The organism is Mycobacterium sp. B14F4 (assembly GCF_039871645.1).
GTDB lineage: Bacteria > Actinomycetota > Actinomycetes > Mycobacteriales > Mycobacteriaceae > Mycobacterium.
The window spans coordinates 471,762-496,257 of sequence record NZ_JBDPMF010000004.1; the positions used below are offsets into that span (position 1 = coordinate 471,762).

Here is a 24,496-nt window from a genome sequence, read left to right on the forward strand (position 1 = left end):
AGCTAAACCACAGCGACGGATACGAAACTCGAGGGCGCAAATACATGGGTGGCATTGGGTCGGGGCGGTCGGTGTGTTCCGACTAGCGAAAAAAGTGTGGATCCCGCTCGTCATCGTGATCGTGGTGGCCATCGCCGGGTTCACCGTCCACCGCATCCGCACCTTCTTCGGCGCCGAGGGCGTCATCGTCACCCCCAAGGTGTTCGCAGAGGATCCCGAACCGTTCGACCCGAAGGTCGTCACGTACGAGATCTTCGGCACCGGTTCCTATGCCGACATCAACTACCTGGACCTCGATGCCCGCCCGCAGCGCATCGACGGCGCCGCGCTGCCGTGGTCGCTGACCCTGCAGACCACGGCGCCGTCGGCGGCTCCGAACATCGTCGCCCAGGGCGACGGCGGAAGCATCACCTGCCGGATCACCGTCGATGACGAAGTCAAGGACGAGAGAACCTCCACCGGCGTGAGCGCTCAGACCTTCTGCTTCGTGAAGTCCGCATGAGCACGCCGACGAGCGAGGCTGCGACCGAAGCCTTCCCGCCGGTCCGGCACGCGAAGCGGCCGTTCATCCCGCGTGCGATCCGCCTGTTCGCCGTCCCGATCATCATCGGCTGGATCGCCCTGATCGCGCTGCTGAACGTCGTTGTGCCGCAACTGGAAACCGTCGGCCAGATGCGCGCGGTGTCGATGAGCCCGGAGTCTGCGCCGTCGATGATCGCGATGAAGCGCGTCGGCCAGGTCTTCGAGGAGTACAACTCCGACAGCTCGGCCATGGTCGTCATCGAGGGGCAGGAACCGCTCGGCGACGACACCCGCGCCTTCTACGACCAGATGGTCGACAAGCTCGAGGCCGACACCAAGCACGTCCAGAGCGTGCAGGACATGTGGAGCGACCCGCTGACCGCCGCCGGCGCACAGAGCAACGACGGTAAAGCCGCCTACGTCCAGGTGTACCTGTCGGGCAATCAGGGCGAGGCGTTGGCCAACGAGTCCGTCGAGGCGGTCCAGGACATCGTCAACAGCCTGCAACCGCCGCCAGGGGTCAAGGCGTACGTGACCGGCCCGGCGGCCCTTGCCGCCGACCAGCACATCGCGGGCGACCGCAGCATGCGGATGATCGAGGCGCTCACCTTCACGGTGATCATCGTGATGCTGCTGCTGGTCTACCGGTCGATCGTCACCGTGGTGCTGACGCTGGTGATGGTGGTGCTGCAGTTGGCAGCGGCCCGCGGTGTCGTGGCGTTCCTCGGCTTCCACGAGATCATCGGGCTGTCGACATTCGCAACCAACCTGCTGGTGACGCTGGCGATCGCGGCGGGCACCGACTACGCGATCTTCTTGATCGGCCGATATCAGGAGGCGCGCGAGGCCGGCGAGGACCGAGAATCGGCCTACTACACCATGTATCGCGGCACCGCCCACGTCGTGCTCGGGTCGGGCCTGACCATCGCGGGCGCGACGTTCTGCCTGAGTTTCACGCGGCTGCCCTACTTCCAGTCGCTCGGTGTCCCGCTGGCGATCGGCATGACGGTGGGTGTGCTGGCCGCGTTGACGCTCAGCGCGGCGATCATCGCCACCGCGAGTCGGTTCGGCAATCTGCTCGAACCCAAGCGGGCGATGCGGGTGCGCGGGTGGCGCAAGATCGGCGCCGCCGTCGTGCGCTGGCCCGGCCCCATCCTGGTCGCGACGATCGCGCTGTCGCTGGTGGGCCTGCTGACCTTGCCCGGCTACCGCACCAACTACAACGACCGCAACTACCTGCCCGCCGACCTGCCGGCGAACGAGGGGTACGCGGCCGCCGACCGGCACTTCTCGCAAGCCCGGATGAACCCGGAACTGCTGATGATCGAAAGTGACCACGACCTGCGAAACTCCGCGGACTTCCTGGTCATTGACAAGATCGCCAAGGCGGTCTTCCGGGTTCCGGGCATCTCGCGCGTGCAGGCGATCACCCGCCCCGACGGAAAACCGATCGAGCACACGTCGATCCCGTTCCAGATCAGCATGCAGGGCACCACCCAGCAGATGAACCAGAAGTATCTGCAGGACCGGATGGCCGACATGCTGGTGCAGGCCGACGAGATGGCCAAGACCATCGAGAACATGGAGCGGATGTCCGCGCTCACCACGGAGATGGCGGCGACGACGCACAGCATGGTCGCCAAGATGAAGGACATGACCGTCGACGTCGCCGAGTTGCGGGACCACATCGCCGATTTCGACGACTTCTTCCGGCCGATCCGCAACTACTTTTACTGGGAGCCGCACTGCTACAACATCCCGATCTGCTGGGCGTTCCGGTCGGTGTTCGACACCCTCGACGGCATCAACACGATGACCGACGACATCCAGAACCTGATGCCCGACATGGAGCGGCTGGATCAGTTGATGCCGCAAATGGTCACGCTGATGCCGCCGATGATCGACACGATGCGCACGATGCGCACGATGATGCTGACCATGTATGCCAGCCAGAAGGGCATGCAGGATCAGATGGCCGCCCTGCAGGAGAATTCGACTGCCATGGGCGACGCGTTCGACGCGTCGATGAACGACGACTCGTTCTACCTCCCGCCCGAGGTCTTCGAGAACGAGGAGTTCAAGAAGGGCATGGAGAACTTCATCTCCCCCGACGGCAAGTCCGTGCGCTTCATCATCAGTCACGACGGCGACCCGATGACGCCGGAGGGCATCGAGAAGATCGAGGCGATCAAACAGGCCGCGAAGGAAGCGGTGAAGGGCACCCCGCTGGAGGGTTCGACGATCTACCTCGCCGGCACCGCCGCGGTGTTCAAGGACATGGCCGACGGCAGCAACTACGACCTCTTGATCGCCGCCATCGCCTCGCTCGGACTGATCTTCATCATCATGCTGATCATCACCAGAAGCGTGGTCGCCTCCGCGGTCATCGTTGGCACGGTGGTGATTTCGCTCGGGGCCTCGTTCGGGTTGTCCGTGCTGTTCTGGCAGCACCTCCTCGGCATCGAGCTGCACTGGATGGTGATGGCGATGTCGGTCATCATCCTGTTGGCCGTGGGCGCGGACTACAACCTGCTGCTGGTGTCGCGGTTGAAGGAGGAACTGCACGCCGGCATCAAAACCGGCATCATCCGCGCGATGGGTGGCAGCGGTTCGGTCGTGACGTCGGCGGGCCTGGTGTTCGCGTTCACGATGATGTCGATGGCGGTCAGCGAACTGACGGTGATCGGCCAGGTCGGCACTACCATCGGTCTGGGCCTGCTCTTCGACACCCTGGTGATCCGGGCGTTCATGACACCGTCCATCGCGGCGCTCATGGGCAAGTGGTTCTGGTGGCCTCAGCGGGTGCGGGAACGGCCCATCCCCGCACCGTGGCCCAAGCCGAGGGAACTGACACCGGCCAGTCAGGAGGGAGGCCAGTCATGAAACGTGTGATCGCCGGAATCGTAACGGTGGCAGCGGCTTTGGTGTTCGCTTCGCCGGCACGGGCCGATCCTGACAGCGACTTCGCCAAGGAGCTGCACAGCTACGGCATCTACGGGCAGAAGGACTACAACGCCTGGATCGGCAAGATTACCTGCAAGCGCCAGCGCAACGGCGTCGACAAGGACGTCCAAGCCTCGGCCCGATTCATCCAGGCCCAACTGCAGAAGGGCCAGGACACCACCGAACGGTCCTATCAGTTCCTGGCCGCTGCGCTGCGCTACTACTGCCCCGACCTGCTGCCGATCCTGGACCAAGCGCGATAGCGAGGAGTCGAGAAGTGTTTCGTAGAGCAACGATCGTCTTGGCAACGCTGGGCTGTGCGGCGATGGCGTCCCCGCTGACCGCGGCGGCAGATGCCACCGACGACTACCCGATCCCCAACCGGATGCTGAAGACCACGTGCACCGTCGACCAGTACATGGCGGCCGTGCGCGACACCGATCCGGTGTACTACGAGCGGTACATGATCGACTACAAGAACAAGTCGCCCCAGGTGCAGCAGGGCGCGCGTGACCGCATCTACTGGTTCTTCTCGATGGACTACGCGGGCCGGCGCCAGTACTCGGAGAACATCGCCACGGACATCTACTACGAGCAGATGGCGTTCCGGTGGCCGAACTGGGCGAAGCTGTTCTTCAACAACAAGGGCGTCTCGGCGCACGGCACCGACGTGTGCATGAACTACCCGCCGAGCCAGCCTTCGGTCTGGACCTGGTAGCTCGGCGGGTCGTCAGGGCAGGCCGCCGAATATCGGGCTGAGCGCCGCTGCGATCGGGTCCGGCGGCGCAACGGGATTCGGCCCGGGCACGGCGACCGGCGCCGCGGCGGCGGGTTCCGGTGCCGGTGGCGCGGGCACGGCCGCGACGGGTTGGACGACCGGTGTCGGTGGCGCGACGGCGGGTTGCGCCTCGACCGCCTCCACCGTCTCCTCGACGGCAGCGGCCGGTTCGACGATCGGTTGCTCGACGACCTCCGGTTGGGCCACGGGTGCGATGTCGTCGACCGGCAACGTCTCCGGCGGCGGCGCGGGAACGACGGCCAGCGGTTGCGCGGTCGGGGCGGCGGGCACCGCCGCGGGCAACGGGACGGCGTGGACCCTGACCGACGTCGTTGAGGAGTTCGACGCCGCCGACAGGGCGGACGCATCGGCGGACGGCCGGTTCTCGGGCGGAGCCGACTCCGACTGCCCGGCCAGTTCGGGCCCGAAGGCGAACAGGGCGATGACTCCGGCCGTCAGCACGGTGGCGGCGCGGGCGTGTGGCCCGAACCGGTAACGGCGTGCCGGCCGAGGCCGGTACTTGACCGGGCGGGTGGCGGGACCCTCGGCTTCTGACGGGGTGGGCGCGGCGCCTGCCTTGAGCGCGGCTCCGCGCGCCAGCACCAGCTGGGCGTCGTCGGATGCGACGACAGGGATGCGCAATGCCTCCTCCAGTGGGCCCGCGATCAGTTCGAGGTCCCCACGCGATCCCATCAGGTAGAGGCCCTCGGGTTGGGCGCGAAGGCTCTCGAAAGCCTCGCCCAGCCAGCGCCCCAGGCCGTCGGCGCTCTCCCGCATCTGGGTGCGTGCCGTGCGAGCGGTGTCGTAGAGGACCGACGCCACGGTCACTGCTGAGGACTCCACCACACAGACCGCGTACCGGTCGAAGCCGAGTGTCCGGCCGTGGGCCCCGGCCCACAGACGGGCCGCCTCGGGCAGCGGCACCGCCACGACGTTCTCGAACCCCATGTCCGGCAACGACTTCAGAAGAAGTGCCGCTTTGGCGTCGACGTCGTCGGTCCACGTCACGGCGATGGAGCTCACCTGATGGCCGCTGGCGGCCGCGATGGCCTGGGCCCCGCGCACCGCCGACTGATGCTTGGCGATGTCACCGTCGATCGCCGCGTCCGCGACGAGGTCGAAGTGGTCGTGGTCGAGTGTGGTGGCGTCGGCGTCAGCGCCGTCCAACAGCACCCACCCGATACTGTTCGAGGTCATCGACAGCCCCAGTACCGTCTCCATGCTGCCCTACCTTCGTCGAGCCAACCTGATGCCGCCCACTGCTTGTGCAGCCGAACCGTCGGCGAACCGAGCATAGTTTGCTCGGCCCCGGGGGGCACGCTGGAAGCCGAACGCAGCCCCGGCGCTATGCCGGATATCGCATTGTTGGGGCAGGTGTTACTCAAGTTGCGGGACTGACCGCCGAGACGTCCGGTTTCGCGCGCACGTGGGCCAGCACCGTCGGCAGCCCGATCACCGCTCGAGTCCCCGCGACGATGCGCTGTCCGGCCGCACGTCCGATGGCCCCCGTCCCGTCACGGTGGCCCTAGTTTGCTCAAGGAGAGCGTGGTTAACGCGAGGGTTAATTGTTCGAGGCGTCCGTGTGACATCTCGACCTTCCTGTGCGACGAAGGAGTATGACGACAATCGCGCGCCTCCTGGCCGTCGCACTGGCCGCCGTCGGGCTCTCGGCTTCCCCGCTGCGCCCTCCTGCCGCCGCCGCGGCGCCGTGTCCCGATGTGGAGGTGGTATTCGCCCGCGGCACGACGGAACCCCCCGGGGTGGGGGGCATCGGACAGGCGTTCGTCGATGCGTTGCGGTCCCGGCTGGACGGGCGGTCCCTGGGCGTCTACGCCGTCGACTACCCCGCCAGCAGGGACTTCGCTAGGAGCACCCGCGCCGGCGCGGACAACACCGCTGCGCACGTTCAAGGGATGGCGGTCGACTGCCCGAGCACCAGGATGGTGCTGGGCGGCTATTCGCAGGGCGCCGGAGTGATGGACGTGGCCACCGCCGGCCTGCCGCCGGCGGTTGCTGACCATGTCGCCGCAGTGGCGCTGTTCGGCGGGCCGCGCAGCAGTTTCGCCGACACGCTGTCGCCTGGCCCGCTGCCCCGCATCGGGCTGCCCTACGTCGCCAAGACCATTGATCTCTGCGTCCCCAACGACCCGATCTGCTTCGAGGGAGGCCGGGACATGGGCGCCCACGGCGCGTACGTAAGCACTGGAATGGTTAACCAGGCTGCCGAGTTCGCTGCCGGCCGGACATAGCGTTCGCGCTCGGCGGCGTCGATCTGGTAGGACTAAGGCGGACCTAACACCGTAGGGAGGAGCTCCGCCGAGGTGACTGCCTGGTGAGCGCTCCGACCCTGGAGCCGGGCACGCGGACCGAGCCCGCGAAGCGATCCGGCCTGGCCAAGTGGATCCGCCGGCTGGCCGTTCCGATCATCGTCGGCTGGGTGCTGCTCATCGGGCTGCTGAACACGACGGTGCCGCAGCTCGAGGTCGTCGGCCAGATGCGTTCGGTGTCGATGAGCCCGTCCGAAGCGCCGTCGGTGATCGCGATGAAGCGCGTCGGCGAGGTCTTCGAGGAGTTCGAGTCCGACAGCGCGGTGATGATCGTGTTGGAGGGCGAACAGCCGCTGGGCGACGATGCGCGGCGGTATTACACCGAACTGGTCGACAGGCTGGAAGCCGACACCGAGCACGTCGAGCACATTCAGGACTTCTGGGGCGACCCCCTGACCGAGGCCGGCGCGGTGAGCGCCGACGGCAAGGCCGTCTACGTACAGGCCTACCTGGCCGGCAACATGGGCGAGGCCCTGTCCAACGAGTCGGTGGAGGCCGTCCAGCAGATCGTCGACGGCCTTTCTACCCCACCGGGCGTGACGGTCTACGTCACCGGCGGGTCGGCGCTGGTGGCCGACCAGCAGATCGCCAGCGACCGCAGCGTGCGCATCATCGAATACGTCACGTTCGCCGTCATCATCACGATGCTGCTGCTGGTCTATCGCTCGATCGTGACCATGCTGATCACGCTGGTGATGGTCGTCCTGGCACTGGGCGCCACGCGCGGCGTGGTGGCGTTTCTGGGGTACCACGAGCTGATCGGGTTGTCGACGTTCGCCACCAACCTCCTCGTGACGCTGGCGATCGCCGCATCGACCGACTACGCGATCTTCCTCATCGGGCGCTACCAGGAGGCGCGGACGTCAGGTGAGGATCGCGAGTTGGCCTTCCACACCATGTTTCGCGGGACCGCGCACGTGGTGCTGGGCTCGGGCATGACGATCGCCGGTGCGACGTTCTGCCTGTCGTTCACCCGCCTGCCGTACTTCCAGTCGCTGGGCATCCCGCTGGCGGTCGGAATGACGATGGCGGTGTTGGTCGCGTTGACGCTGGGGCCGGCGATCATCAGCGTCGCGAGCCGCTTCCGCAAGGTGCTCGAGCCCAAGCGCGCCATGCGCATCCGCGGGTGGCGCAAGATCGGCGCCGCCATCGTGCGGTGGCCCGGTCCGGTCCTGTTGGCGACGATCGCGCTGTCCCTCGTCGGCCTGCTCGCCCTACCGGGCTACCGGCCCAACTACAACGACCGCAACTACCTGCCGCAGGACCTGCCCGCCAATCAGGGTTTCGCCGCGGCCGAACGGCACTTCTCGCCCGCTACGATGAATCCGGAACTGGTGCTGATCGAAAGCGATCACGACCTTCGCAACTCCGCGGACTTCATCGTCATCGACAAGGTCGCCAAGGCCATCTTCCGCGTGCCGGGTATCAGCCGGGTGCAGTCGATCACCAGGCCGAGCGGTAAACCGATCGAATTCAGTACCATTCCCGCCCAGCTCAGCCTCAGCGGCGTCAACCAGGACCTGAACCGCAAGTACCTGGAGGACCGCATGGACGACATGCTGGTCCAGGCCGACGAGATGCAGACCACCATCGACACCATGACGCGCATGATGTCGCTGATGGGTGAGATGTCGGCGACGACGTCCAGCATGGTCGCCAAGACCAAGGATATGACCATCGACATCGCCGAATTGCGCGACCACGTTGCCGATTTCGACGACTTCTTCCGGCCGATCCGCAACTACTTCTACTGGGAACCGCACTGCTTCAACATCCCGATCTGCTGGGCGATGCGGTCGGTCTTCGACACCATCGACGGTCTGAACACGATGACCGACGACATCCAGCAGCTGGTTCCGGATCTCGAACGGCTCGATGCGCTCATGCCGCAACTGATCGCGCTGATGCCCGAGCAGATCGAGTCGATGAAGACGATGAAGACGATGATGCTGACCATGCACGCCACCCAGGGCGGCATGCAGGATCAGCAGGCCGCGATGTCGGAGAACCAGTCGGCGATGGGTGACGCCTTCAACGACTCGTGGAACGACGACACGTTCTATCTGCCGCCGGAGATCTTCGAGAACGAAGAGTTCAAGCGCGGCATGGAGAACTTCATCTCGCCCAACGGTCACGCGGTGCGCATGATCGTCCAACACGAGGGTGACCCGCTCAGCACCGACGGCATCGACCGCATCGACGCCATCAAGCACGCCGCCAAGGAAGCGATCAAGGGCACGCCGTTGGAGGGCTCGACGATCTACGTGGGCGGCACCGCCTCGGCGTTCCGGGACATGCAGGAGGGCAACGCCTACGACCTGATGATCGCGGCGATCCTCGCGCTGGCGCTGATCTTCACGATCATGCTGATCATCACCCGCAGCGTGGTCGCGGCCGCGGTGATCGTCGGGACGGTCGTGCTCTCACTGGGTGCGTCGTTCGGCCTGTCGATCCTGTTGTGGCAGCACATCCTTGGCATCGACCTGCAGTTCATGGTGATGGCGATGGCCGTCATCATCCTGTTGGCCGTCGGTGCGGACTACAACCTGCTGTTGGTGGCGCGGCTGAAGGAGGAGTTGCCCGCCGGCATCAATACCGCCATCATCCGGGCGATGGGCGGCAGCGGATCCGTCGTCACCGCAGCGGGTTTGGTGTTCGCGTTTACCATGATCTCGATGGCGGTCAGTTCGTTGACCGTCGTCGCGCAGGTCGGCACGACGATCGGCATGGGCCTGTTGTTCGACACGCTGGTGATCCGCGCGTTCATGACGCCGTCGATCGCGGCGCTGATGGGCAAGTGGTTCTGGTGGCCGCAGAACGTCAGGCCGCGACCGAAACCCGTGCCGTGGCCCTCGCCGCGACAGCCGACGCCGTAAAGCAGCCGAGCAGCGCCCAGCCGGTCGCGCCGGTCAGCCCGTGCTTGGCCAGCAGGGTGAGTGCGACACCGGCGAACACGATCAGCGCACCCGCGACGGCGGAGCGGGCACCTGTCGCGTCCACCGCAGCGTCCCACCACGGCAGGCGCCGGTGCTCCAGCGGGGACAGCAGCCGGAACATCACGGTCATCACGAACGCGAACGCGACCGCCCGCAGCGCCAGCATGGCCCAGAAGTCGGGGGCGTGGACGTCGTAGGCGTCGAGTCCCACGGCGTGCAGCGAGAAGGCGGCGACCGCGATGGCGACGATGTGCCAGAGGTAGAGCGTCATGGCGCCGCCGTTGCCCGTGGCGACGACGTACCACACCCGGGGCCGCTCGGCCCAGCGGCGGATGGGACCGGCAGCGGCCACGAAGAGGCAGGACATCCAGGTGCAGTGCAGGGCGAGCAACAGCGTAGGCGGCGAGGTGTTGGACAGTTGCTCGGTGCCGGTCACCACGAGGGCGACCTCGTACGGTCCGCTCACCACGAGCAGTACCTGGGCGGTGAAGGCGGCCACAGCACCGGCGATCGCGGCGGGCAGGCTGACGAGACGGCGCGCGTAGGCCACCCCGATCACCATCGGAATCAGCCACACCACAACGAAATTCGCGAGACCAAACATGTCGTTGCCGACCGCGATACGGACCGCGTCGATGGCGGCGGCGGTGGCCAGCAGGGCGGCGACGAGGGCAATCACCGTGCGTGCCGAGGACAGCCGGGTCAGCGCCGGGACGAAGGCCAGCACGACGAGGTACACACCCAGGAACCACAGCAGCGCAACGCTTTCGCGGCCGAGATCGGCAGCGGATCCCGCGCCGAGCGTCAACCGGACCACGGCGAGGCCGACGGACCATGCGGCTAGATAGAAGAACAGCGGCCGGCACAGCCGTTGCGCGCGCCTGACGAGCCATGTCCCCCACGCCGAGCCTGGGTGCCAGCCGTAAGCCCCGGCCGCGCCACCGGCGAAGAAGAAGAGCGGCATGACCTGGACGACCCAGGTGATGGGGGCCAGTGCGGGCAACTCACCGAGCGAGTTCCCGATGCGCACGCCGGCGTCGTCGATGGTGGCCAGCAGCAGTGCGCAGTGGCCGAAGATGACGACCAGCAGGGCGCCGAGCCGGGCGACGTCGACAGCGCGGTCGCGGTCGCGCGGGGTGTTCGCGGCGAGCTTGTCGGCGCCGGACAGGGGTTTGGCGAGCGGCATGGGTCCAGGATGCCGTGCCGCGGGCCCGACCGGATGAGTAGGACTACGCGTTAGGGATGCGAGGAGGTGATGCTCGTGAACGATTCATTACCGTCGCCGTGGGGATCCGAAGATGCGCTCTCGCCGAGCAAGCATAACGAGACGGTTATTCACAACGCGACGACTAACTGTTACGCTACGCCTATGCCGGCGGCCCGTTTGTCCTGTGCCATTTGTGCGGGTGATTTTCATGGCCGCAAGGATGCGCGGTATTGCTCCACGGCGTGCCGCCAGAAGGCTTACCGGCGTCGGAATCGTAGCTCCAACACCGTTACATATCCGGCGTCCAGCGGCCCGGTGCCCGTCGGCGACGCCTGGATGCGTTCCCGCTTCGGAGACGGCCGGTACATCGGATACACGCCGATCGCGGAGCGCCCGTCGGACCGCGTTCGATCCGCGAGACACCGAGCCGCGGAGCAAGACGACGGCTCAGGAACAATTCGCGATTATGTGCAGGGCATCTGCTGTATCGGCCGTAGGCTCTGCGACGACGACGCCGATTATCCGACCGGGCAGGACCTACAAACCCCGTTGGGTGATTCGCTGCCTGCCCAGATTGATCCGATTACAGCGGCTCGGCTGGCTTCGGGATTAGAAGACGCCATCCCGCGGGTGATGGAACTCGCATCACTGCTCAAGAGGCGCGGGCGGATGACTCCGATCCCGATGGTTCCGATGAAAACACCCATCGCGTCCGCGATCTCGGAGGACGGGCTGAAGCAGTGCCAGACGGAAGCAACTGGCGAACAACCCAATGACGTCGCGGATGCGGCCTTCACTCAACAGGACGAACTTGGTTGACGAGCGCCAGCCTTCTGGTACGTAGGGGTCTCGGCTTTGGTCCCCGCGGTCGCACATGTGCTTTTAGCACATGGGTCGGCCCGCCACCGCCGCGGTGACGGGCCGACTGGGAGGGGGTCAGGGGGCCACGGTGAGCACAGGTGCGTTCCGATCGAAGATCGGCCGCTGGATGACGTTGCGCTTCGGCGCGGTGGTGACAGTGATCTGCCCGCCCTTGCAGGTGACCAGCTTGCCGTCGACGAAGACGGTCTGGCCGTCGTCGATCGGGATCTCGTAGCCGTCGGCGTCGGCGTAGGTGCAGCCGCCGCCGCCGCCGGGCGTCGGCTCGTTGTCGACGGCGTAGGCGGTCGCCGGGGCGAGCAGGAGAACCGAGAGCGCGCCGAAGAGCGTCGCTGCGGCCTTGATGCGGGTGAGCTTGCGGGTGGTGGTCATTGGATTTCCTCTCGGGGTGGTCGAGCTGTTGAGAGGAATACTTCCGCGGCAGCGGCTTCCGCGTAATCGCCCGCGAAGCCAGAATTCACGGCCGGGAAGGGAAGATTTTCCTATCCGGCCGGCAAGCATCGCTGCCGAGAACGCGGCTCCGACGACGTCATCCTCGGCTCTAAGCGCGTCCGGATGACCGATGCCGCTGACTCCGACCGGAGGCGGCCTCTTGTGAGACGTCAGTTCAGGGAAAACGCAGGCGTCGCAGGGGCGTTTGCTGGTTGCCGTACGTGTTGTTGTCTCGAGGACCTGGACGAAGTCACCTGAGAGAGTTGGCCGATGGCCGACCTCGAGTTACTGTTCCGCGAGCGCACGAGGGGTGGAAACCCCGGCTCAGGGGTGCCGGTGCTGCGCCGCTCCGACGGCAGTTCGGCCACCGCTCTGGCAGCCGGAGATGGAGAAATCAGCTCCATAGAATCTTCGCCAGCGGTCAGCCATCGAGGGTTTAGGACCCAGGTATCCCAGGGTAGCCAGAGACAGGGTCGTATCAGGGTCAGATAATCAGGTACCAACTGCAGAGCGCAATGCGGTAGTCCATTCCGGAGATCGGTCATCCGGAGACCGGAATGGGAGTGCGTGAGGAGGACCAGAACATGAAGAAGCTGCTAGGAACCGCCACCCTCGCCGGCGCGCTGTGCGCCGCGGCGCTCGGTTTCGGCGCGGGTACGGCGCAGGCCGACGATTGGACACCGTGGGAGCCATGGGTGCCATGGATTGACCACTGGGATGACTGGAACCCCGCACCGCCAGGCCAGATCAAGAACACGTTGTGCCCGGGCAATCCGCCGGGTCACTGGACCGGAGGCCCACACGGGATTCCGTGCACCTGAGCCGGTGATGGAGAACGACGGCCCGTCCCGCCACCTGGCGGGGCGGGCCGTCGTATTGGATAGTCGCGGTCCGTACGACGTGTAGCTCTCACTGCTCACCCCCTCACCACCGCAATAACGTTGTCGCCGATTCGGTCCGAGCGGAGATGGGTACATGTTGGTATCCGACAGTCATCGGGGGAGGCAGCAGTTCATGGTTCGGCACGAGAACGGTGAGGGTGGCCGGTGGGACGTCGGCTTCAAAGGCGATGCGGTGTACCTCGAACGGCGTAGCGAGGACGACGAGCAGCTCTTCAGCGACCGGCTGGAACCCGAGGAGGCGCGGGATCTCGCGGCGCTGTTGAACAAGTTCGCGGACAAGGCGGAGTCGGCCGACGAAGGCGGCCCGGCTGCAGGCGATGAGTCGGCGGACGACGACAAGGACTCGGACGAGGACTCCGACGACGATAAAGACTCGAACGACGATAAAGACTCAGAGGACGATAAAGACTCAGAGGACGACAAGGACGACAAGGACGACTCGGACGACTCGGACGACAAGGATGACTCGGACCGCAACTCCTGAGCGCATCCCCGGGTCAGCGATGAGTTGCGGAGACGCCCGGCGGGGGTCGTGTTAGTCGTGACGCCGGACACCGCGATCGGGTGCACCCATGTCTCCCGTTCCCGGAGTTCCATCCGCGAGCCCATAGCGCAGGTACACGGTGCCTGTCGGACCGGCCTGCGGCGGTTGGAGAAGCGTGAGGTTGGTGGGCACCGCGCCACCGTCGAACACCTTCTTTCCGACGCCCAGCACGATCGGGTGCACCCATAGGTCGAGACGGTCGAAGAGCTTTTCGCGAAGAAGGGTCTGCACCAGGTTCAGGCTGCCGACGACGCTCACCTGCCGGTGCCGGTCACGGATCTCGCGCACCGCGTCGGCCAGATCCGGACCGAGCTGCGTTGACCCTGCCCATGAAAGGTCGGGCCTGCCGCGGGAGGCCACGTACTTGGGGACGCTGTTGAACTTTGCGGCGATCTCGTTGTCCTGGCCGCCGTCCTGGTGCGGCCAGTAGGCGGCGAAGATGTCATACGTCCGCCGGCCGAGCAGGAGAGCGTCCGTGCCTTCGTACGCAGCGCCGACCTGTGCGCCGGACACCTCGTCCAGCAGGGGCGCCTGCCAACCGCCGAACGGGAACCCCGCCGGATCCTCGTCGGGGCCGCCCGGCGCCTGCCCGACGAGGTCAAGGGTTGCGAACAACTCGATGTGGATGAGGCCCATGCCTTGCTCCCGATGTCGATGGTCTCGGTCGAAAGGTAGACCTGGAGGCGACGACAGACTCATCGTGGATATGCGCCGGCCGCTTGGACCATCGTGGTGACGGTGCTATCCATCGGTGCTTCACCGCAATCGAGGCGGTGCCGGATCGCTCCGAAACCGCCTCTGACCTGGTCGGGCTGACAGGATTTGAACCTGCGACCACTTGACCCCCAGTCAAGTGCGCTACCAAACTGCGCCACAGCCCGCGGTGCCGCCAGGATCGCCGGCAGCGGACGAAATGCTACCGCAGCCAAGCGTCACCGTCTCAACCGCCGTGCGGGGTATACCCGTGCGGTGACCGGCACCGGACGCGACGACACCCCGCTCTGGCTCTTCGCCGATCAACTCGGCCCAGCCTTCTACGGCGGCGAGCACGCCCACCGCGAGGTCCTGCTCATCGAGTCCGACGTGGCGCTGCGCAAGCACCGCTACCACCGCCAGAAACTGCACCTGGTGCTCTCGGCGTTGCGCCATGCCCGCCGCGACCTCGGCGACCGCGCCACCCTGCTCAAGGCCGACACCTACACCGAGGCTCTCGAACGCTTCGGGTGCCCCGTGCTCGTACACCAGCCGACGTCGCACACCGCCGAACGATTCGTGCATCGCCTGCAGAAGCGGGGCCTCGTCGCAGAGATCCTTCCGACCCCCATGTTCGCGTTGTCGCGCAAAGACTTCCAGGAGTGGGCGGGCAACCGCAGCCGATTCCGCATGGAGAACTTCTACCGCGACCAACGCCGCCGCTTCGACGTGCTGATGGACGGTCTGGACCCCGTCGGCCACCGCTGGAATTACGACGAGGAGAACCGCGAGTCACCACCGAGGAAGCAGTCGACACTCGGTGTGCCCAAGCCCTACCAACCGCGCGAGGACGACATCGACCAGCAGGTCCGCCGCGACCTCGACGCGATGGGTGTCGACACCGTCGGCGCCGACGGCCCACGACTGTTCGCGGTCACCCCCGCCGAGGCGCGGCGCGCGCTCAAGCGCTTCGTCGAGCACCGCCTGCCCACCTTCGGCCGCTGGGAGGACGCGATCATGGGCGGTGACTGGGCGATGTCGCACTCGCTGCTGTCGGTGCCGCTCAACCTCGGCGTGCTGCACCCCCTCGACGCCGTGCACGCCGCCGAGCAGGCCTATCGAACCGGCGCCGCTCCCCTGGCCGCCGTCGAGGGCTTCATCCGTCAGATCCTGGGCTGGCGCGAGTACATGTGGCATCTGTACTGGCACTTCGGCCCCGGCTACCTCCGCAACAACAAATTGGACGCCCGTACCAAGCTGCCCGATTGGTGGGCCGACCTCGACGCCGACGCCGTCACCGCCGAATGCCTGCGTCATGCGCTGATGGGCGTGCGCGACCGCGGCTGGACCCATCACATCCAACGCCTGATGGTGCTGGGCAACTTCGCGCTGCAGCGCGGCTACTCACCCCGTCAGCTGACCGAATGGTTCGGGACGGCCTACGTCGACGGCTTCCGCTGGGTGATGCCCACCAACGTCATCGGCATGAGCCAGCACGCCGACGGCGGCGCACTGGCCACCAAGCCATACGCCGCGGGCGGCGCCTACATCAACAGGATGAGCGACCACTGCGGCAACTGCGCCTATGACCCCAAGAAGCGGCTCGGCGACGACGCGTGCCCCTTCACCGCGGGGTACTGGACCTTCGTGCACCGCCACCGGGATCTGCTCGCGCGTAACCGGCGCACGCAACGCTCGGTGTCGATGATGGAGGGGCTCAAGGATCTCGACGAGGTCCTCGAGCAGGAGCGGACGCGCAACACGTTCTGAACCTCAGCGACTGATGACGACCGTTTCCACGTCGTCGCCGGCCGGCACCGACTTCGGTGCGCGCGACGTCCGCCAGGCCACGAAAACGAGTGCACCCCAGGCGATCACGATCGCCGAGTACAGCGCCGTCGACCACGGCCACTCGATACCGAAGTAGTGCACCAGCTTCTGGCTGTTGGTCAGGACGATGACCCCACCGACGGCGCTGCCCAGCAGCGCCGGGTTGATCCGACTGACCAGCCAGGCCGCGATCGGCGCGGCGATCACCCCGCCGATCGCCAGACCGAGCACGATCGGGAGGTTCTGTACGAACTCCTCGCGCAGGCCTATCCCGAAGCCCACCGACGCCGAGGCGGCCACCAGGAACTCCGACGCGCTCACCGAACCGATCACCGTGCGCGGCGCGGTCTTGCCCCGCGACAGCAGCGTGCTCGTGGTGACCGGCCCCCACCCGCCGCCGCCGGACGCGTCGATGAAGCCGCCGAACAACCCCAGCGGGCTGAGGAACTTCGCCGAGTGCGGGGTCTCCCCGTGCCGCAGCACCGGAGGATTGCGAAGCGAGAAGCGCAGCAGCACATAGGCACCGATCACCACCAGGATCCCCGCCATCAGCGGCGCGGCGTGCTCGGTGGACAGCGACGACAGCACCGTCGCGCCCGCGAACGCGCCGATCGCACCGGGCGCGCCCAGCTTCAACACGATCGACCAGTCGATGTTCTTGAACCGCCAGTGCGACAACCCCGATGCCAGGGTGGTGCCGACCTCTGCCAGGTGGACGGCCGCGCTGGCCTGGGCCGCGCCGACACTGCTTAGGACCAGCAGCGTGGTGGCGGTGACGCCGAACGCCATCCCCAACGCACCGTCGACCAGCTGCGCCCCGACACCGACAAGCGTGAAGATCAGCAGCGAACGCATACGTTCTGCTTTCGAATAAGGGTGGTCACCGCGTGGCGGCCGACCGGACGGACAGTGGGCGCGAAATCAGATGCGCGCGCGACACCACTCGTCGAAGGCGATGACCCGTCGCGACGGCCAGAACGGCTCGAGCGCACAGAGGGCCGACGGTGCGGTGCGGAACCGGCGTTCGGCCACCCGTCTCCCCTTACCTAGTCACGACGTGTCACGCCACCTTACCGAACGGATCTACAAAGTCAGCAATCGGTAGAGCCCGATCATTCCCACGACCAAGATGAACGCGCGCAGTGCGTTCGGTGAGAGCCGTCGCCCGTAGTGCGCGCCGAGGAACCCGCCGACCAGCGAACCCACCGCGATCAGCCCCGCGGCCGGCCAACTGATGCGGTCGAACGCGACTGCCATGTAGGCCACCGCCGCGACGACGTTGACGATCAGCGACAGCAGGTTCTTCGCCGCGTTCATGCGCTGCATGTCCTCGGGAAGCAGCGCGCCCATGGCGGCGATCAGCATGATGCCCTGCGCCGCCGTGAAATAGCCGCCGTAGACGCCGACCGCGAACGTTGCGGCCACCAAGGCCGCCATCCGACCCGCCGAGACATGGTCGGCCGACCGACCGGCTGCTTCGGCCCGTTTCCGCGCGTACTCCTGGATCCGAGGTCCGACGACCACCAGCGCCAACGCGGCGACCAGCAGCACCGGCACCACCTGTTCGAACACCTTCTCCGGAAGGTGCAGCAGCAGCCACGCGCCCAGCGCCGCGCCGACGAACGACGCGGGGATCTGCCACTTGAGCCGGTCCCACTGGCCGCGCAGTTCGCGGCGGTATCCCCAGGTGCCGGACACCCCGCCCGCCACCAGGCCGATGGCGTTGGACATCGTCGAGGTGACCGGCGGATAGCCGAGCGCGACCAGCGTGGGGAAGGTGATGAGGGTGCCCGATCCGACGAGGGTGTTGACGGCGCCCGCCCCGAGGCCGGCCAACGCGATCAGGATCATGTCGACGACGGGCACCGGGTCAACGCTAGTCGTGGGTTCTCGCGGTCCGGATATTGCATCCATGGCTGCGGAGGCCCTGCGGTCGTGACCCCGGTCGCATATCCAGCGTGTCGAAGAGCGCCGAAACCGCAATCAACGTCGCTTGGCGCCGCGCCTCTCCCGCACCCGCACGTTGATGCGGATCGGGCTGCCCTCGAAGCCGAACGTCTCGCGCAGCCGTCGCTCCAGGAACCGCCGGTAACCCGCCTCGAGGAAGCCGGAGGTGAACAGCACGAAGGTCGGCGGGCGCGCCGTCGCCTGGGTGGCGAACAGGATCCGCGGCTGCTTGCCGCCCCGCACGGGCGGCGGGTGCGCCGCGACGACCTCCTTGAGGAAGGTGTTGAGCCGGCCGGTCGACACGCGGGTGTCCCACGACTCGAGCGACTTCTCCAGCGCAGGCACCAACTTCTGCACCGCGCGTCCGGTCTTGGCCGAGATGTTCACCCGCGGGGCCCACTGCACCTGCACCAGTTCGCGGTCGATCTCGCGGTCCAGCAGGTAGCGGCGATCCTCGTCGATCAGATCCCATTTGTTGAACGCCAGCACGAGGGCCCGGCCCGCCTCGATCACCATCGACAGCACCCGTTGGTCCTGCTCGGTCAGCGGCTGCGACGCATCGATCAACACGATCGCGACCTCGGCGGCGTCGATGGCGCCGTGCGTGCGGACCGACGCGTAGAACTCGTGACCGCTGGCCTGTCCGACCTTGCGTCGCAAGCCTGCCGTGTCGACGAATCGCCAGAGCTTGCCGTCCATCTCGATCAGCGAGTCGACCGGGTCCACCGTCGTCCCCGCGACGTCGTGGACCACCGACCGCTCGTCCCCGGACAATCGGTTCAACAACGAACTCTTGCCGACGTTCGGCTTGCCCACCAAGGCGACCCGTCGCGGTCCTCCCCCGCCGGAGGCCAGCTCCGATACCGCGGGCAGCGACTCCATCAACCTGTCCAGCAGGTCTGCCACACCGCGGCCGTGCATGGCGCTGATCGGATGGGGCTCTCCCAACCCCAGCGACCACAATTCGGACGCGTCGGCCTCCAACCGTTCGGAGTCAACCTTGTTGGCCGCCAAGAAGACCGGCTTACCCGAGCGCTGCAGCAGCCGCGCGGCCGCCTCGTCGGCGGTCGTGGCGCCGACCACGGCGTCGACGACGAAGATGATCGCGTCCGCGGTGCGCATCGCGACACTCGCCTGCTCGGCGACCAACTGCTGCAACCCTTTCGCGTCGGGCTCCCAGCCGCCGGTGTCCTGCAGCACGAAGCGCCGACCCGACCAAAGGGCGTCATAGGACACCCGGTCGCGCGTCACGCCGGGCACATCCTGCACGACAGCCTCGCGACGGCCGAGGATGCGGTTGACCAACGTCGACTTGCCAACGTTGGGCCGCCCGACCACCGCGACCACCGGCGGTGGTGCGGCCGCCTCCTCGATGGCCTCGGAGACCTCTTCGGCGCCGAGCTCCCAGTCGCTTTCGTCGACCCAGGTGCCGTCGTCACTCACTGCTGCGCTCCCTCACGCTCGTGCACGAGGCGCAGCAGATGCGCGATCACGTCCCTCTGCGCCATCTCGCTGGTGTCGACCACCACCGCGTCGTCGGCGGGCCGCAACGGCGACACCAGCCGCGTCGTGTCCAGATGGTCACGGCGCTTGACGTCGGCGAGCACCGCCTCGTAGTCGTCACGTAGGCCGGCGGCCATGTTCTGCTCGTTGCGCCGTCGCGCGCGCACCTCGGCCGAAGCGGTCAGGAAGATCTTGACGTCGGCATCGGGAAGCACCACCGTGCCGATGTCGCGGCCTTCCACCACGACGCTGCCCTGCCCCGATGCCAGCGACCGCTGGACGTCAACCAACCGGGTACGCACCGCGGCCACGGCCGAGACCGCGGACACCGCCTTGGTCACCGCGTCGCCGCGGATCTCGACCGAGACGTCTTCACCGCCCAAGTACGAGCGGTCCTCGTCCGGGTCGTACCCGACACTCAACTCCGCCCGGTTCGCCACCTCGGCGACGGCGTCGGCATCGGCGAGGTCGACACCGGCACGCAGCACCGCCAGCGTGGCGATCCGGTACATGGCGCCGGTGTCCAAGTAGCGCGCGTGCAGCTCGCGGGCCAAACCCCTTGACACCGTGGACTTTCCGGTACCCGCCGGTCCGTCCACCGCGATCACCATCGCACTCACAGCCCCACCGCCCGGTACAGCTCGCCCAGCTCCTTCTGCGTCAGCACCCGGATGCTGCCCGGCCGTTGGTCGCCCAGCGAGACCGTTCCGATGTCGGTGCGCACGAGCTCCTTTACCGGGAACCCCGCCGCGGCCAGCATCCGGCGCACGATCCGCTTGCGGCCCTCGTGCAGCGTCACCTTCACCAAGGTCTTTCCGGGCACCTTGTCCACCACCGCGAAATCGTCTACGCGCGCGGGGCCGTCGTCCAGCTCGATGCCGTCGCGCAGCTTGCGGCCGAATCCGCGCGGCACCGTGCCCTCCACCGTCGCCAGGTAGGTTTTGGGCACCTCGAACGACGGATGCATCAGCCGATGGGCGAGCTCCCCGTCGTTGGTCAGCAGCATCAGACCCTCGGTGTCGGCGTCGAGCCGACCGACGTGAAACAGCTTCTTGTTCCCCCGCACCCGGTGTTCCACGAGATCCCCGACGCACGGCCGGCCGCGGTCATCGGACATCGTCGAGTGCATGCCCTTGGGCTTGTTGATGGCGAGGTGCACCAACGTGTCGTCCAGCGTGACGCGCGCGCCGTCGACCCGGATGACCGACACGCTCGGGTCCACGCGGGTGCCCAACTCGGTCACCACCCGGTCGTCGACCTCGACGCGCCCGTCGCGGATCATCCTCTCGGCGACCCGGCGCGACGCTATCCCGGCCTGCGACAACACTTTCTGCAGCCGCACACCTTCCGGATCAGCCATTCGAATCGGTGTCCACGTCGAACGCCGTCGGCTGCGCGGGCGCCGGGGCGGCGCTGAGCTTGATGAAACGTGGTTCCTCGTCGAGGCTTTCGCTGAGATCGTCGATGACATCGACGTCGGGCAGCAGCGGCGCGATGTCGGGCAGATCGGCCAAAGACGTCAGCCCCAGCCGCTCCAGGAACAGCTCGGTGGTCGCGAACGTCACCGCGCCGGAATCCGGATCGGTGCCGGCCTCGGTGATCAGGCCGCGGGCCACCAGCGTGCGGATGACGGCGTCGACGTTGACGCCGCGCACCGCGCTCACCCGGGCGCGCGTGACCGGCTGCCGGTAGGCCACCACGGCAAGCGTTTCGAGCGCCGCGCGGGTCAACTTCGAACGCGCCCCGTCGAGCAACAGCCGCTCCACGTACGGCGCGTACCGCGCGCGGGTGTACATCCGCCAGCCGCCCCCGGCCTCCCGCAGGTCGATGCCGCTGTCGCGGGCCGCGTACTCCTGCGCCATCGTGGTCAGCTTGGCCGCCACCCGGTAGGGCGGTTGCTCGATGGCCACCGCGAGCTGCTCGACGGGCGCAGGGGTGTCGACGACCAGGAGCAGGGCCTCGAGCGCAGCTCCGAGTTCGCCGTCCTCCAACTCGGGGGGTTCGGCGACGTCGATGCCGAGCCCGATGTCGGCCGGGTTCTCTTCGTGGGTCTCGTCATCCATATTGGTCTTCTTCCACCGCCAGGTGCTCGTGCGTCGGGCGTTCGCCGGTCCATGAAATCTGCAGCACCCCAAGCGGTTCGGGTTGCTCGAAGGCTACTGCCCGCGCGCGGTATAGCTCGAGCAGCGCCAGGAACCGCCCCACGATCTCGATCGGCGCCTGGCAGTCGGCCACCAGGTCGCGGAACGACGCCCACTGCCCGATCCCGCGGGTCTGCAGCAGCGCCATCAGGTTACCGACCTGCTCGGGCACCGACACCGCCACCTGGTGCAGATGGTCGGTGCCCACCGTCGGCACCGGTCGCGGCGTGAACGCGGCCGCCGCGATGTGCGCGAACGCCTCGGCGTCGACGCCGATCATCACCTCGGGCAGCAGGTCGGAATACCGCTCCTCCAACGCCACCGACCGCGGGTAGCTGCGCAGCGCCGCGGCCTCCAGTTCGGCGAACATCTCGGCGACGTGTTTGAACGCCCGGTACTGCAGCAGCCGGGCGAACAACAGGTCGCGGACCTCGAGCAGCGCCAGGTCCTCCTCGTCGTGCACCTCGCCGGCGGGTAGCAGCCGTGCCGCCTTCAGATCGAGCAGCGTGGCCGCGATGACGAGAAACGCCGTCGTCTCGTCGAGCTCCAGTTGCGAGCCGATCGCCTTCGTGTAGGCGATGAAGTCGTCGGTGACCTGGTGCAGCGCAACCTCGGTGACGTCGAGGCGGTGCGCGAAGATCAGCTGCAGCAGCAGGTCGAAGGGGCCCTCGAAATTGCTCAGTCGGACTTGGAAACCTGCGTGCTGCGATTCCTCCGGCGTCGTCTCGGTCACGCGTCGAACCGGTTGATGACCTCGCGAGCCAGCGACCGGTAGGCTTGCGCACCACCGGATTTCGGAGCCCACGTGGTGATCGGTTCGCCGGCGACGCTGGTCTCGGGGAAGCGCACCGTGCGGGTGATGACGGTGTCGAACACCAGGTCGCCGAACCGCTCGACGACGCGGGCCATCACCTCTCGGGAGTTCACCGTGCGCGGGTCGTAGCGGGTGATCAGGATGCCGCTGATCGACAGCTTCGGGTTCAGCCGGTCGTGCACCTTGTCGACGGTGTCGGTGAGCAGCGCCAGCCCGCGCAGCGAGAAGAACTCGCACTCGGTCGGGATGATCACCCCGTCGCTGCACGCCAGGCCGTTGACGGTCAGCAGGCCCAGCGACGGCTGGCAGTCGATCAGCACGTAGTCGTAGCGGTCCAGCACCGGGTACAGCGCCCGCGCCAGAGACTGCTCGCGGCCGACCTCGTTGACCAGTTGGATCTCCGCGGCCGACAGGTCGATGTTGCTCGGCACCAGATCGAGGTTCTTGACCCGCGTGTGGATCAGCACGTCGTCGATCGACACCCTTGGCTCGACCAGCAGGTTGTGCACCGTCTGCTCGAGTTCGTAGTGCGGCACACCCAGACCCGCCGACAGCGCGCCCTGCGGATCGAGATCCACCAACAGCACCCGGCGGCCGTACTCGGCCAGGCTGGCGCCGAGGTTGATCGTCGACGTGGTCTTGCCCACCCCGCCCTTCTGGTTGCACATCGCGATGACCTTGGCGGGCCCGTGCGTGGTTCTGGGCTGGGGTTCGGGAATGTTCCGCGGCGGACGGCCCGTCAGGCCCAGCTCCGCCCCGCCGGCGCCGTCGGCCATCCCCTTGCTTGCGCCCGCGTCGCCCCCGGGGTCGGTCATGCCCGACCGTCGCTGGTCAGGCAAGTCGAAGGCATGGCGGGCATCCGGGCAAGTTTAACGGGACACCCCTGCCAGGTCTGCCAGACCCGCGGGCAACTTTGCGCCGATCAGCTGGCATATGGTGACGCCATGGGATTGAGGCAACGGATACCGCTGCTGCGGTGGTCGTTCCTTCGGTTGGCGGTCGGCGCCCGCAACATCTCCACCACCGGCCAGATCGGCGACGGTCGTGAGGCGGCCGCCGCGGACTACGTGGAGGCCAACGCGCGCCGCGGCGACGTCGACGACGTCATCGCCACCATCGACCGGTTCGCCTACGACGAGTCGTTCCTGATCAACGTCGGCGACGAGAAGGGCGCCATCCTCGACGCGGCGGTCGAGCGCGCGAATCCACGGCTGGTGCTCGAACTCGGCACCTACTGCGGCTACGGGGCGCTGCGGCTGGCCAGGGCGGCGCCCGCGGCGCGGGTCTACTCGGTGGAGTTGGCGCAGGCCAACGCCGAGATCGCCCGGCGCATCTGGGCGCACGCCGGGGTCCAGGACCGGGTCACCTGCGTGGTCGGCACCCTCGGCGACGGTGGACGCACGCTCGACGCGCTGGCCGGCGCGCACGGCTTCGCGCCGGGAGCGCTCGACGTGCTGTTCCTCGACCACGACAAGAACGCCTACCTGTCCGACCTGCAGAGCATTCTCGAGCGCGGTTGGCTGCACCGCGGATCCATCGTCGTCGCGGACAACGTCAAGATTCCCGGCGCCCCGAAGTACCGCCAGTACATGCGCCAGCAGCAGGGCAGGTCGTTCGACACCGTCGAGCACAAGACCCACGCTGAATACCAGACGCTGCTGGGTGACCTGGTGCTCGAGTCCGAATACTTGGGCTAACGCAGTTCCTGCGCGATGCGTCGGGCCATTCGCCCGGCCTGCTTCCCGATATATCCGATGAGCGACGGGCGGGTCTCGAACCCGAGGAAGCGCAGACCCGGGGCGGCGGCACGAACGCCCTGCGCTGCGGGCTTGCCGGCGTCATCCAGGACGCCGAGGTGACCGACCAGCGTCTCCAGGCCACGCTGATAGCCGGTTGCCAGCACGATCGCGTGCGGGTCCAGCCGCGAGGGCGCCTGTTCGAGACGCTTGACCCTCGCTAACGGGCCGTCGACCGGAATCGGCAACCCGAACTCACCGAGGTAGCCGAGGCCAGAGCGGCGTGCGCGCTTGCTCACTGCCTCGGCGAGCCGGACCGGCGCCCGAAACAACGGTCGCGAGAGCACATCACCCGGCAGACC

Annotated in this window: 24 protein-coding genes and 1 tRNA gene; 11 read left to right on the plus strand and 14 right to left on the minus strand. The window is 67.2% G+C overall.

Going from position 1 to position 24,496, the window contains the following annotated elements:
- Positions 1-73 precede the first annotated feature (73 nt).
- The 4 genes from ABGB19_RS14735 to ABGB19_RS14750 all read left to right on the plus strand — a co-directional run bounded on the left by ABGB19_RS14735 (position 74) and on the right by ABGB19_RS14750 (position 4,183).
- A complete protein-coding gene (locus tag ABGB19_RS14735) occupies positions 74-502 on the plus strand; it encodes an MmpS family protein (RefSeq protein WP_347686679.1) in 429 nt (142 codons plus the stop codon).
- Positions 499-3,405: an MMPL family transporter gene (locus ABGB19_RS14740; protein WP_347686680.1), complete on the plus strand. Its 2,907-nt coding sequence runs from the start codon at positions 499-501 to the stop codon at positions 3,403-3,405. Before ABGB19_RS14735 ends, ABGB19_RS14740 begins: the two co-directional genes overlap by 4 nt.
- A complete protein-coding gene (locus ABGB19_RS14745) occupies positions 3,402-3,728 on the plus strand; it encodes a DUF732 domain-containing protein (RefSeq protein WP_347686681.1) in 327 nt (108 codons plus the stop codon). Before ABGB19_RS14740 ends, ABGB19_RS14745 begins: the two co-directional genes overlap by 4 nt.
- Positions 3,729-3,790: 62 nt before the next feature.
- Positions 3,791-4,183: a DUF5078 domain-containing protein gene (locus tag ABGB19_RS14750; RefSeq protein ID WP_347686754.1), complete on the plus strand. Its 393-nt coding sequence runs from the start codon at positions 3,791-3,793 to the stop codon at positions 4,181-4,183.
- 12 nt (positions 4,184-4,195) lie between these two features.
- On the opposite strand, the gene ABGB19_RS14755 is transcribed toward ABGB19_RS14750, so the two are convergent.
- Positions 4,196-5,464 (minus strand): hypothetical protein, encoded by a 1,269-nt coding sequence (locus tag ABGB19_RS14755; protein WP_347686682.1) that lies wholly within the window; start codon positions 5,462-5,464, stop codon positions 4,196-4,198.
- A gap of 395 nt (positions 5,465-5,859) precedes the next feature.
- On the opposite strand from ABGB19_RS14755, the gene ABGB19_RS14760 reads away from it, so the two are divergent.
- Both ABGB19_RS14760 and ABGB19_RS14765 read left to right on the plus strand, forming a co-directional pair.
- A complete protein-coding gene (locus ABGB19_RS14760) occupies positions 5,860-6,492 on the plus strand; it encodes a cutinase family protein (protein WP_347686683.1) in 633 nt (210 codons plus the stop codon).
- Positions 6,493-6,575: 83 nt separating this feature from the next.
- Positions 6,576-9,446, plus strand: coding sequence for an MMPL family transporter (locus tag ABGB19_RS14765; RefSeq protein WP_347686684.1), 2,871 nt, complete (start codon positions 6,576-6,578; stop codon positions 9,444-9,446).
- Here ABGB19_RS14765 and ABGB19_RS14770 read toward each other — a convergent pair.
- Complete coding sequence (locus tag ABGB19_RS14770) at positions 9,391-10,692, minus strand: acyltransferase family protein (RefSeq protein ID WP_347686685.1); 1,302 nt, start codon at positions 10,690-10,692, stop codon at positions 9,391-9,393. The genes ABGB19_RS14765 and ABGB19_RS14770 overlap by 56 nt on opposite strands.
- A 66-nt stretch (positions 10,693-10,758) precedes the next feature.
- Between ABGB19_RS14770 and ABGB19_RS14775 the strand changes: the two genes are divergently transcribed.
- Positions 10,759-11,532, plus strand: coding sequence for a hypothetical protein (locus ABGB19_RS14775; protein ID WP_347686686.1), 774 nt, complete (start codon positions 10,759-10,761; stop codon positions 11,530-11,532).
- Positions 11,533-11,649: 117 nt separating this feature from the next.
- On the opposite strand, the gene ABGB19_RS14780 is transcribed toward ABGB19_RS14775, so the two are convergent.
- Entirely contained in the window at positions 11,650-11,964 is a 315-nt protein-coding gene (locus ABGB19_RS14780) for a hypothetical protein (RefSeq protein WP_347686687.1), read from the minus strand.
- Between the two features lie 644 nt (positions 11,965-12,608).
- On the opposite strand from ABGB19_RS14780, the gene ABGB19_RS14785 reads away from it, so the two are divergent.
- Both ABGB19_RS14785 and ABGB19_RS14790 read left to right on the plus strand, forming a co-directional pair.
- Positions 12,609-12,845: a hypothetical protein gene (locus ABGB19_RS14785; protein ID WP_347686688.1), complete on the plus strand. Its 237-nt coding sequence runs from the start codon at positions 12,609-12,611 to the stop codon at positions 12,843-12,845.
- A gap of 193 nt (positions 12,846-13,038) precedes the next feature.
- On the plus strand, positions 13,039-13,410 hold the full coding sequence (locus ABGB19_RS14790) for a hypothetical protein (RefSeq protein ID WP_347686689.1): 372 nt from the start codon (positions 13,039-13,041) through the stop codon (positions 13,408-13,410).
- Between the two features lie 51 nt (positions 13,411-13,461).
- Here the strand turns inward: ABGB19_RS14790 and ABGB19_RS14795 are convergent, their stop codons facing one another.
- Entirely contained in the window at positions 13,462-14,106 is a 645-nt protein-coding gene (locus tag ABGB19_RS14795) for a dihydrofolate reductase family protein (RefSeq protein ID WP_347686690.1), read from the minus strand.
- A gap of 168 nt (positions 14,107-14,274) precedes the next feature.
- Positions 14,275-14,351: transfer RNA gene (locus tag ABGB19_RS14800), tRNA-Pro, on the minus strand.
- A gap of 88 nt (positions 14,352-14,439) precedes the next feature.
- Here ABGB19_RS14800 and ABGB19_RS14805 point away from each other — a divergent pair.
- Positions 14,440-15,933 carry a cryptochrome/photolyase family protein gene (locus ABGB19_RS14805; protein ID WP_347686691.1) on the plus strand — a complete coding sequence of 498 codons (1,494 nt, stop codon included), beginning with the start codon at positions 14,440-14,442 and terminating at the stop codon, positions 15,931-15,933.
- A 3-nt stretch (positions 15,934-15,936) separates the two neighbouring features.
- Here the strand turns inward: ABGB19_RS14805 and ABGB19_RS14810 are convergent, their stop codons facing one another.
- From ABGB19_RS14810 to ABGB19_RS14845, 8 genes are all read right to left on the minus strand, one after another.
- A complete protein-coding gene (locus ABGB19_RS14810) occupies positions 15,937-16,848 on the minus strand; it encodes a sulfite exporter TauE/SafE family protein (protein WP_347686692.1) in 912 nt (303 codons plus the stop codon).
- Positions 16,849-17,076: 228 nt separating this feature from the next.
- Complete coding sequence (locus tag ABGB19_RS14815) at positions 17,077-17,859, minus strand: sulfite exporter TauE/SafE family protein (RefSeq protein ID WP_347686693.1); 783 nt, start codon at positions 17,857-17,859, stop codon at positions 17,077-17,079.
- A gap of 117 nt (positions 17,860-17,976) precedes the next feature.
- Positions 17,977-19,383 (minus strand): ribosome biogenesis GTPase Der, encoded by a 1,407-nt coding sequence (gene der / locus ABGB19_RS14820; RefSeq protein WP_347686694.1) that lies wholly within the window; start codon positions 19,381-19,383, stop codon positions 17,977-17,979.
- Positions 19,380-20,054 carry a (d)CMP kinase gene (cmk, locus tag ABGB19_RS14825; protein WP_347686755.1) on the minus strand — a complete coding sequence of 225 codons (675 nt, stop codon included), beginning with the start codon at positions 20,052-20,054 and terminating at the stop codon, positions 19,380-19,382. The genes der and cmk overlap by 4 nt, the downstream gene beginning before the upstream one ends.
- A 5-nt stretch (positions 20,055-20,059) precedes the next feature.
- Positions 20,060-20,803 (minus strand): pseudouridine synthase, encoded by a 744-nt coding sequence (locus tag ABGB19_RS14830; RefSeq protein ID WP_347686695.1) that lies wholly within the window; start codon positions 20,801-20,803, stop codon positions 20,060-20,062.
- Positions 20,796-21,506 carry an SMC-Scp complex subunit ScpB gene (gene scpB / locus ABGB19_RS14835; protein ID WP_347686696.1) on the minus strand — a complete coding sequence of 237 codons (711 nt, stop codon included), beginning with the start codon at positions 21,504-21,506 and terminating at the stop codon, positions 20,796-20,798. The genes ABGB19_RS14830 and scpB overlap by 8 nt, the downstream gene beginning before the upstream one ends.
- Positions 21,499-22,317: a segregation/condensation protein A gene (locus tag ABGB19_RS14840; RefSeq protein ID WP_347686697.1), complete on the minus strand. Its 819-nt coding sequence runs from the start codon at positions 22,315-22,317 to the stop codon at positions 21,499-21,501. The genes scpB and ABGB19_RS14840 overlap by 8 nt, the downstream gene beginning before the upstream one ends.
- Positions 22,314-23,174 carry a ParA family protein gene (locus tag ABGB19_RS14845; protein ID WP_347686756.1) on the minus strand — a complete coding sequence of 287 codons (861 nt, stop codon included), beginning with the start codon at positions 23,172-23,174 and terminating at the stop codon, positions 22,314-22,316. The genes ABGB19_RS14840 and ABGB19_RS14845 overlap by 4 nt, the downstream gene beginning before the upstream one ends.
- Positions 23,175-23,342: 168 nt before the next feature.
- Here ABGB19_RS14845 and ABGB19_RS14850 point away from each other — a divergent pair, with 168 nt between their 5' ends.
- Positions 23,343-24,095, plus strand: coding sequence for a class I SAM-dependent methyltransferase (locus tag ABGB19_RS14850; RefSeq protein WP_347686698.1), 753 nt, complete (start codon positions 23,343-23,345; stop codon positions 24,093-24,095).
- On the opposite strand, the gene ABGB19_RS14855 is transcribed toward ABGB19_RS14850, so the two are convergent.
- Entirely contained in the window at positions 24,092-24,433 is a 342-nt protein-coding gene (locus ABGB19_RS14855) for a hypothetical protein (RefSeq protein WP_347686699.1), read from the minus strand. The genes ABGB19_RS14850 and ABGB19_RS14855 overlap by 4 nt on opposite strands.
- Positions 24,434-24,496 lie beyond the last annotated feature (63 nt).

Excerpts from the sequence above, each read along its gene's own strand:
- ABGB19_RS14740 (WP_347686680.1), top strand. The coding sequence starts at position 499 with ATGAGCACGCCGACGAGCGAGGCTGCGACCGAAGCCTTCCCGCCGGTC.
- ABGB19_RS14745 (WP_347686681.1), top strand. The coding sequence starts at position 3,402 with ATGAAACGTGTGATCGCCGGAATCGTAACGGTGGCAGCGGCTTTGGTG.
- ABGB19_RS14750 (WP_347686754.1), top strand. The coding sequence starts at position 3,791 with ATGGCGTCCCCGCTGACCGCGGCGGCAGATGCCACCGACGACTACCCG.
- ABGB19_RS14755 (WP_347686682.1), bottom strand. The coding sequence starts at position 5,464 with ATGGAGACGGTACTGGGGCTGTCGATGACCTCGAACAGTATCGGGTGG.
- ABGB19_RS14760 (WP_347686683.1), top strand. The coding sequence starts at position 5,860 with ATGACGACAATCGCGCGCCTCCTGGCCGTCGCACTGGCCGCCGTCGGG.
- ABGB19_RS14770 (WP_347686685.1), bottom strand. The coding sequence starts at position 10,692 with ATGCCGCTCGCCAAACCCCTGTCCGGCGCCGACAAGCTCGCCGCGAAC.
- ABGB19_RS14780 (WP_347686687.1), bottom strand. The coding sequence starts at position 11,964 with ATGACCACCACCCGCAAGCTCACCCGCATCAAGGCCGCAGCGACGCTC.
- ABGB19_RS14785 (WP_347686688.1), top strand. The coding sequence starts at position 12,609 with ATGAAGAAGCTGCTAGGAACCGCCACCCTCGCCGGCGCGCTGTGCGCC.
- ABGB19_RS14790 (WP_347686689.1), top strand. The coding sequence starts at position 13,039 with ATGGTTCGGCACGAGAACGGTGAGGGTGGCCGGTGGGACGTCGGCTTC.
- ABGB19_RS14795 (WP_347686690.1), bottom strand. The coding sequence starts at position 14,106 with ATGGGCCTCATCCACATCGAGTTGTTCGCAACCCTTGACCTCGTCGGG.
- ABGB19_RS14810 (WP_347686692.1), bottom strand. The coding sequence starts at position 16,848 with ATGCGTTCGCTGCTGATCTTCACGCTTGTCGGTGTCGGGGCGCAGCTG.
- cmk (WP_347686755.1), bottom strand. The coding sequence starts at position 20,054 with ATGGTGATCGCGGTGGACGGACCGGCGGGTACCGGAAAGTCCACGGTG.
- ABGB19_RS14830 (WP_347686695.1), bottom strand. The coding sequence starts at position 20,803 with ATGGCTGATCCGGAAGGTGTGCGGCTGCAGAAAGTGTTGTCGCAGGCC.
- scpB (WP_347686696.1), bottom strand. The coding sequence starts at position 21,506 with ATGGATGACGAGACCCACGAAGAGAACCCGGCCGACATCGGGCTCGGC.
- ABGB19_RS14845 (WP_347686756.1), bottom strand. The coding sequence starts at position 23,174 with ATGGCCGACGGCGCCGGCGGGGCGGAGCTGGGCCTGACGGGCCGTCCG.
- ABGB19_RS14850 (WP_347686698.1), top strand. The coding sequence starts at position 23,343 with ATGGGATTGAGGCAACGGATACCGCTGCTGCGGTGGTCGTTCCTTCGG.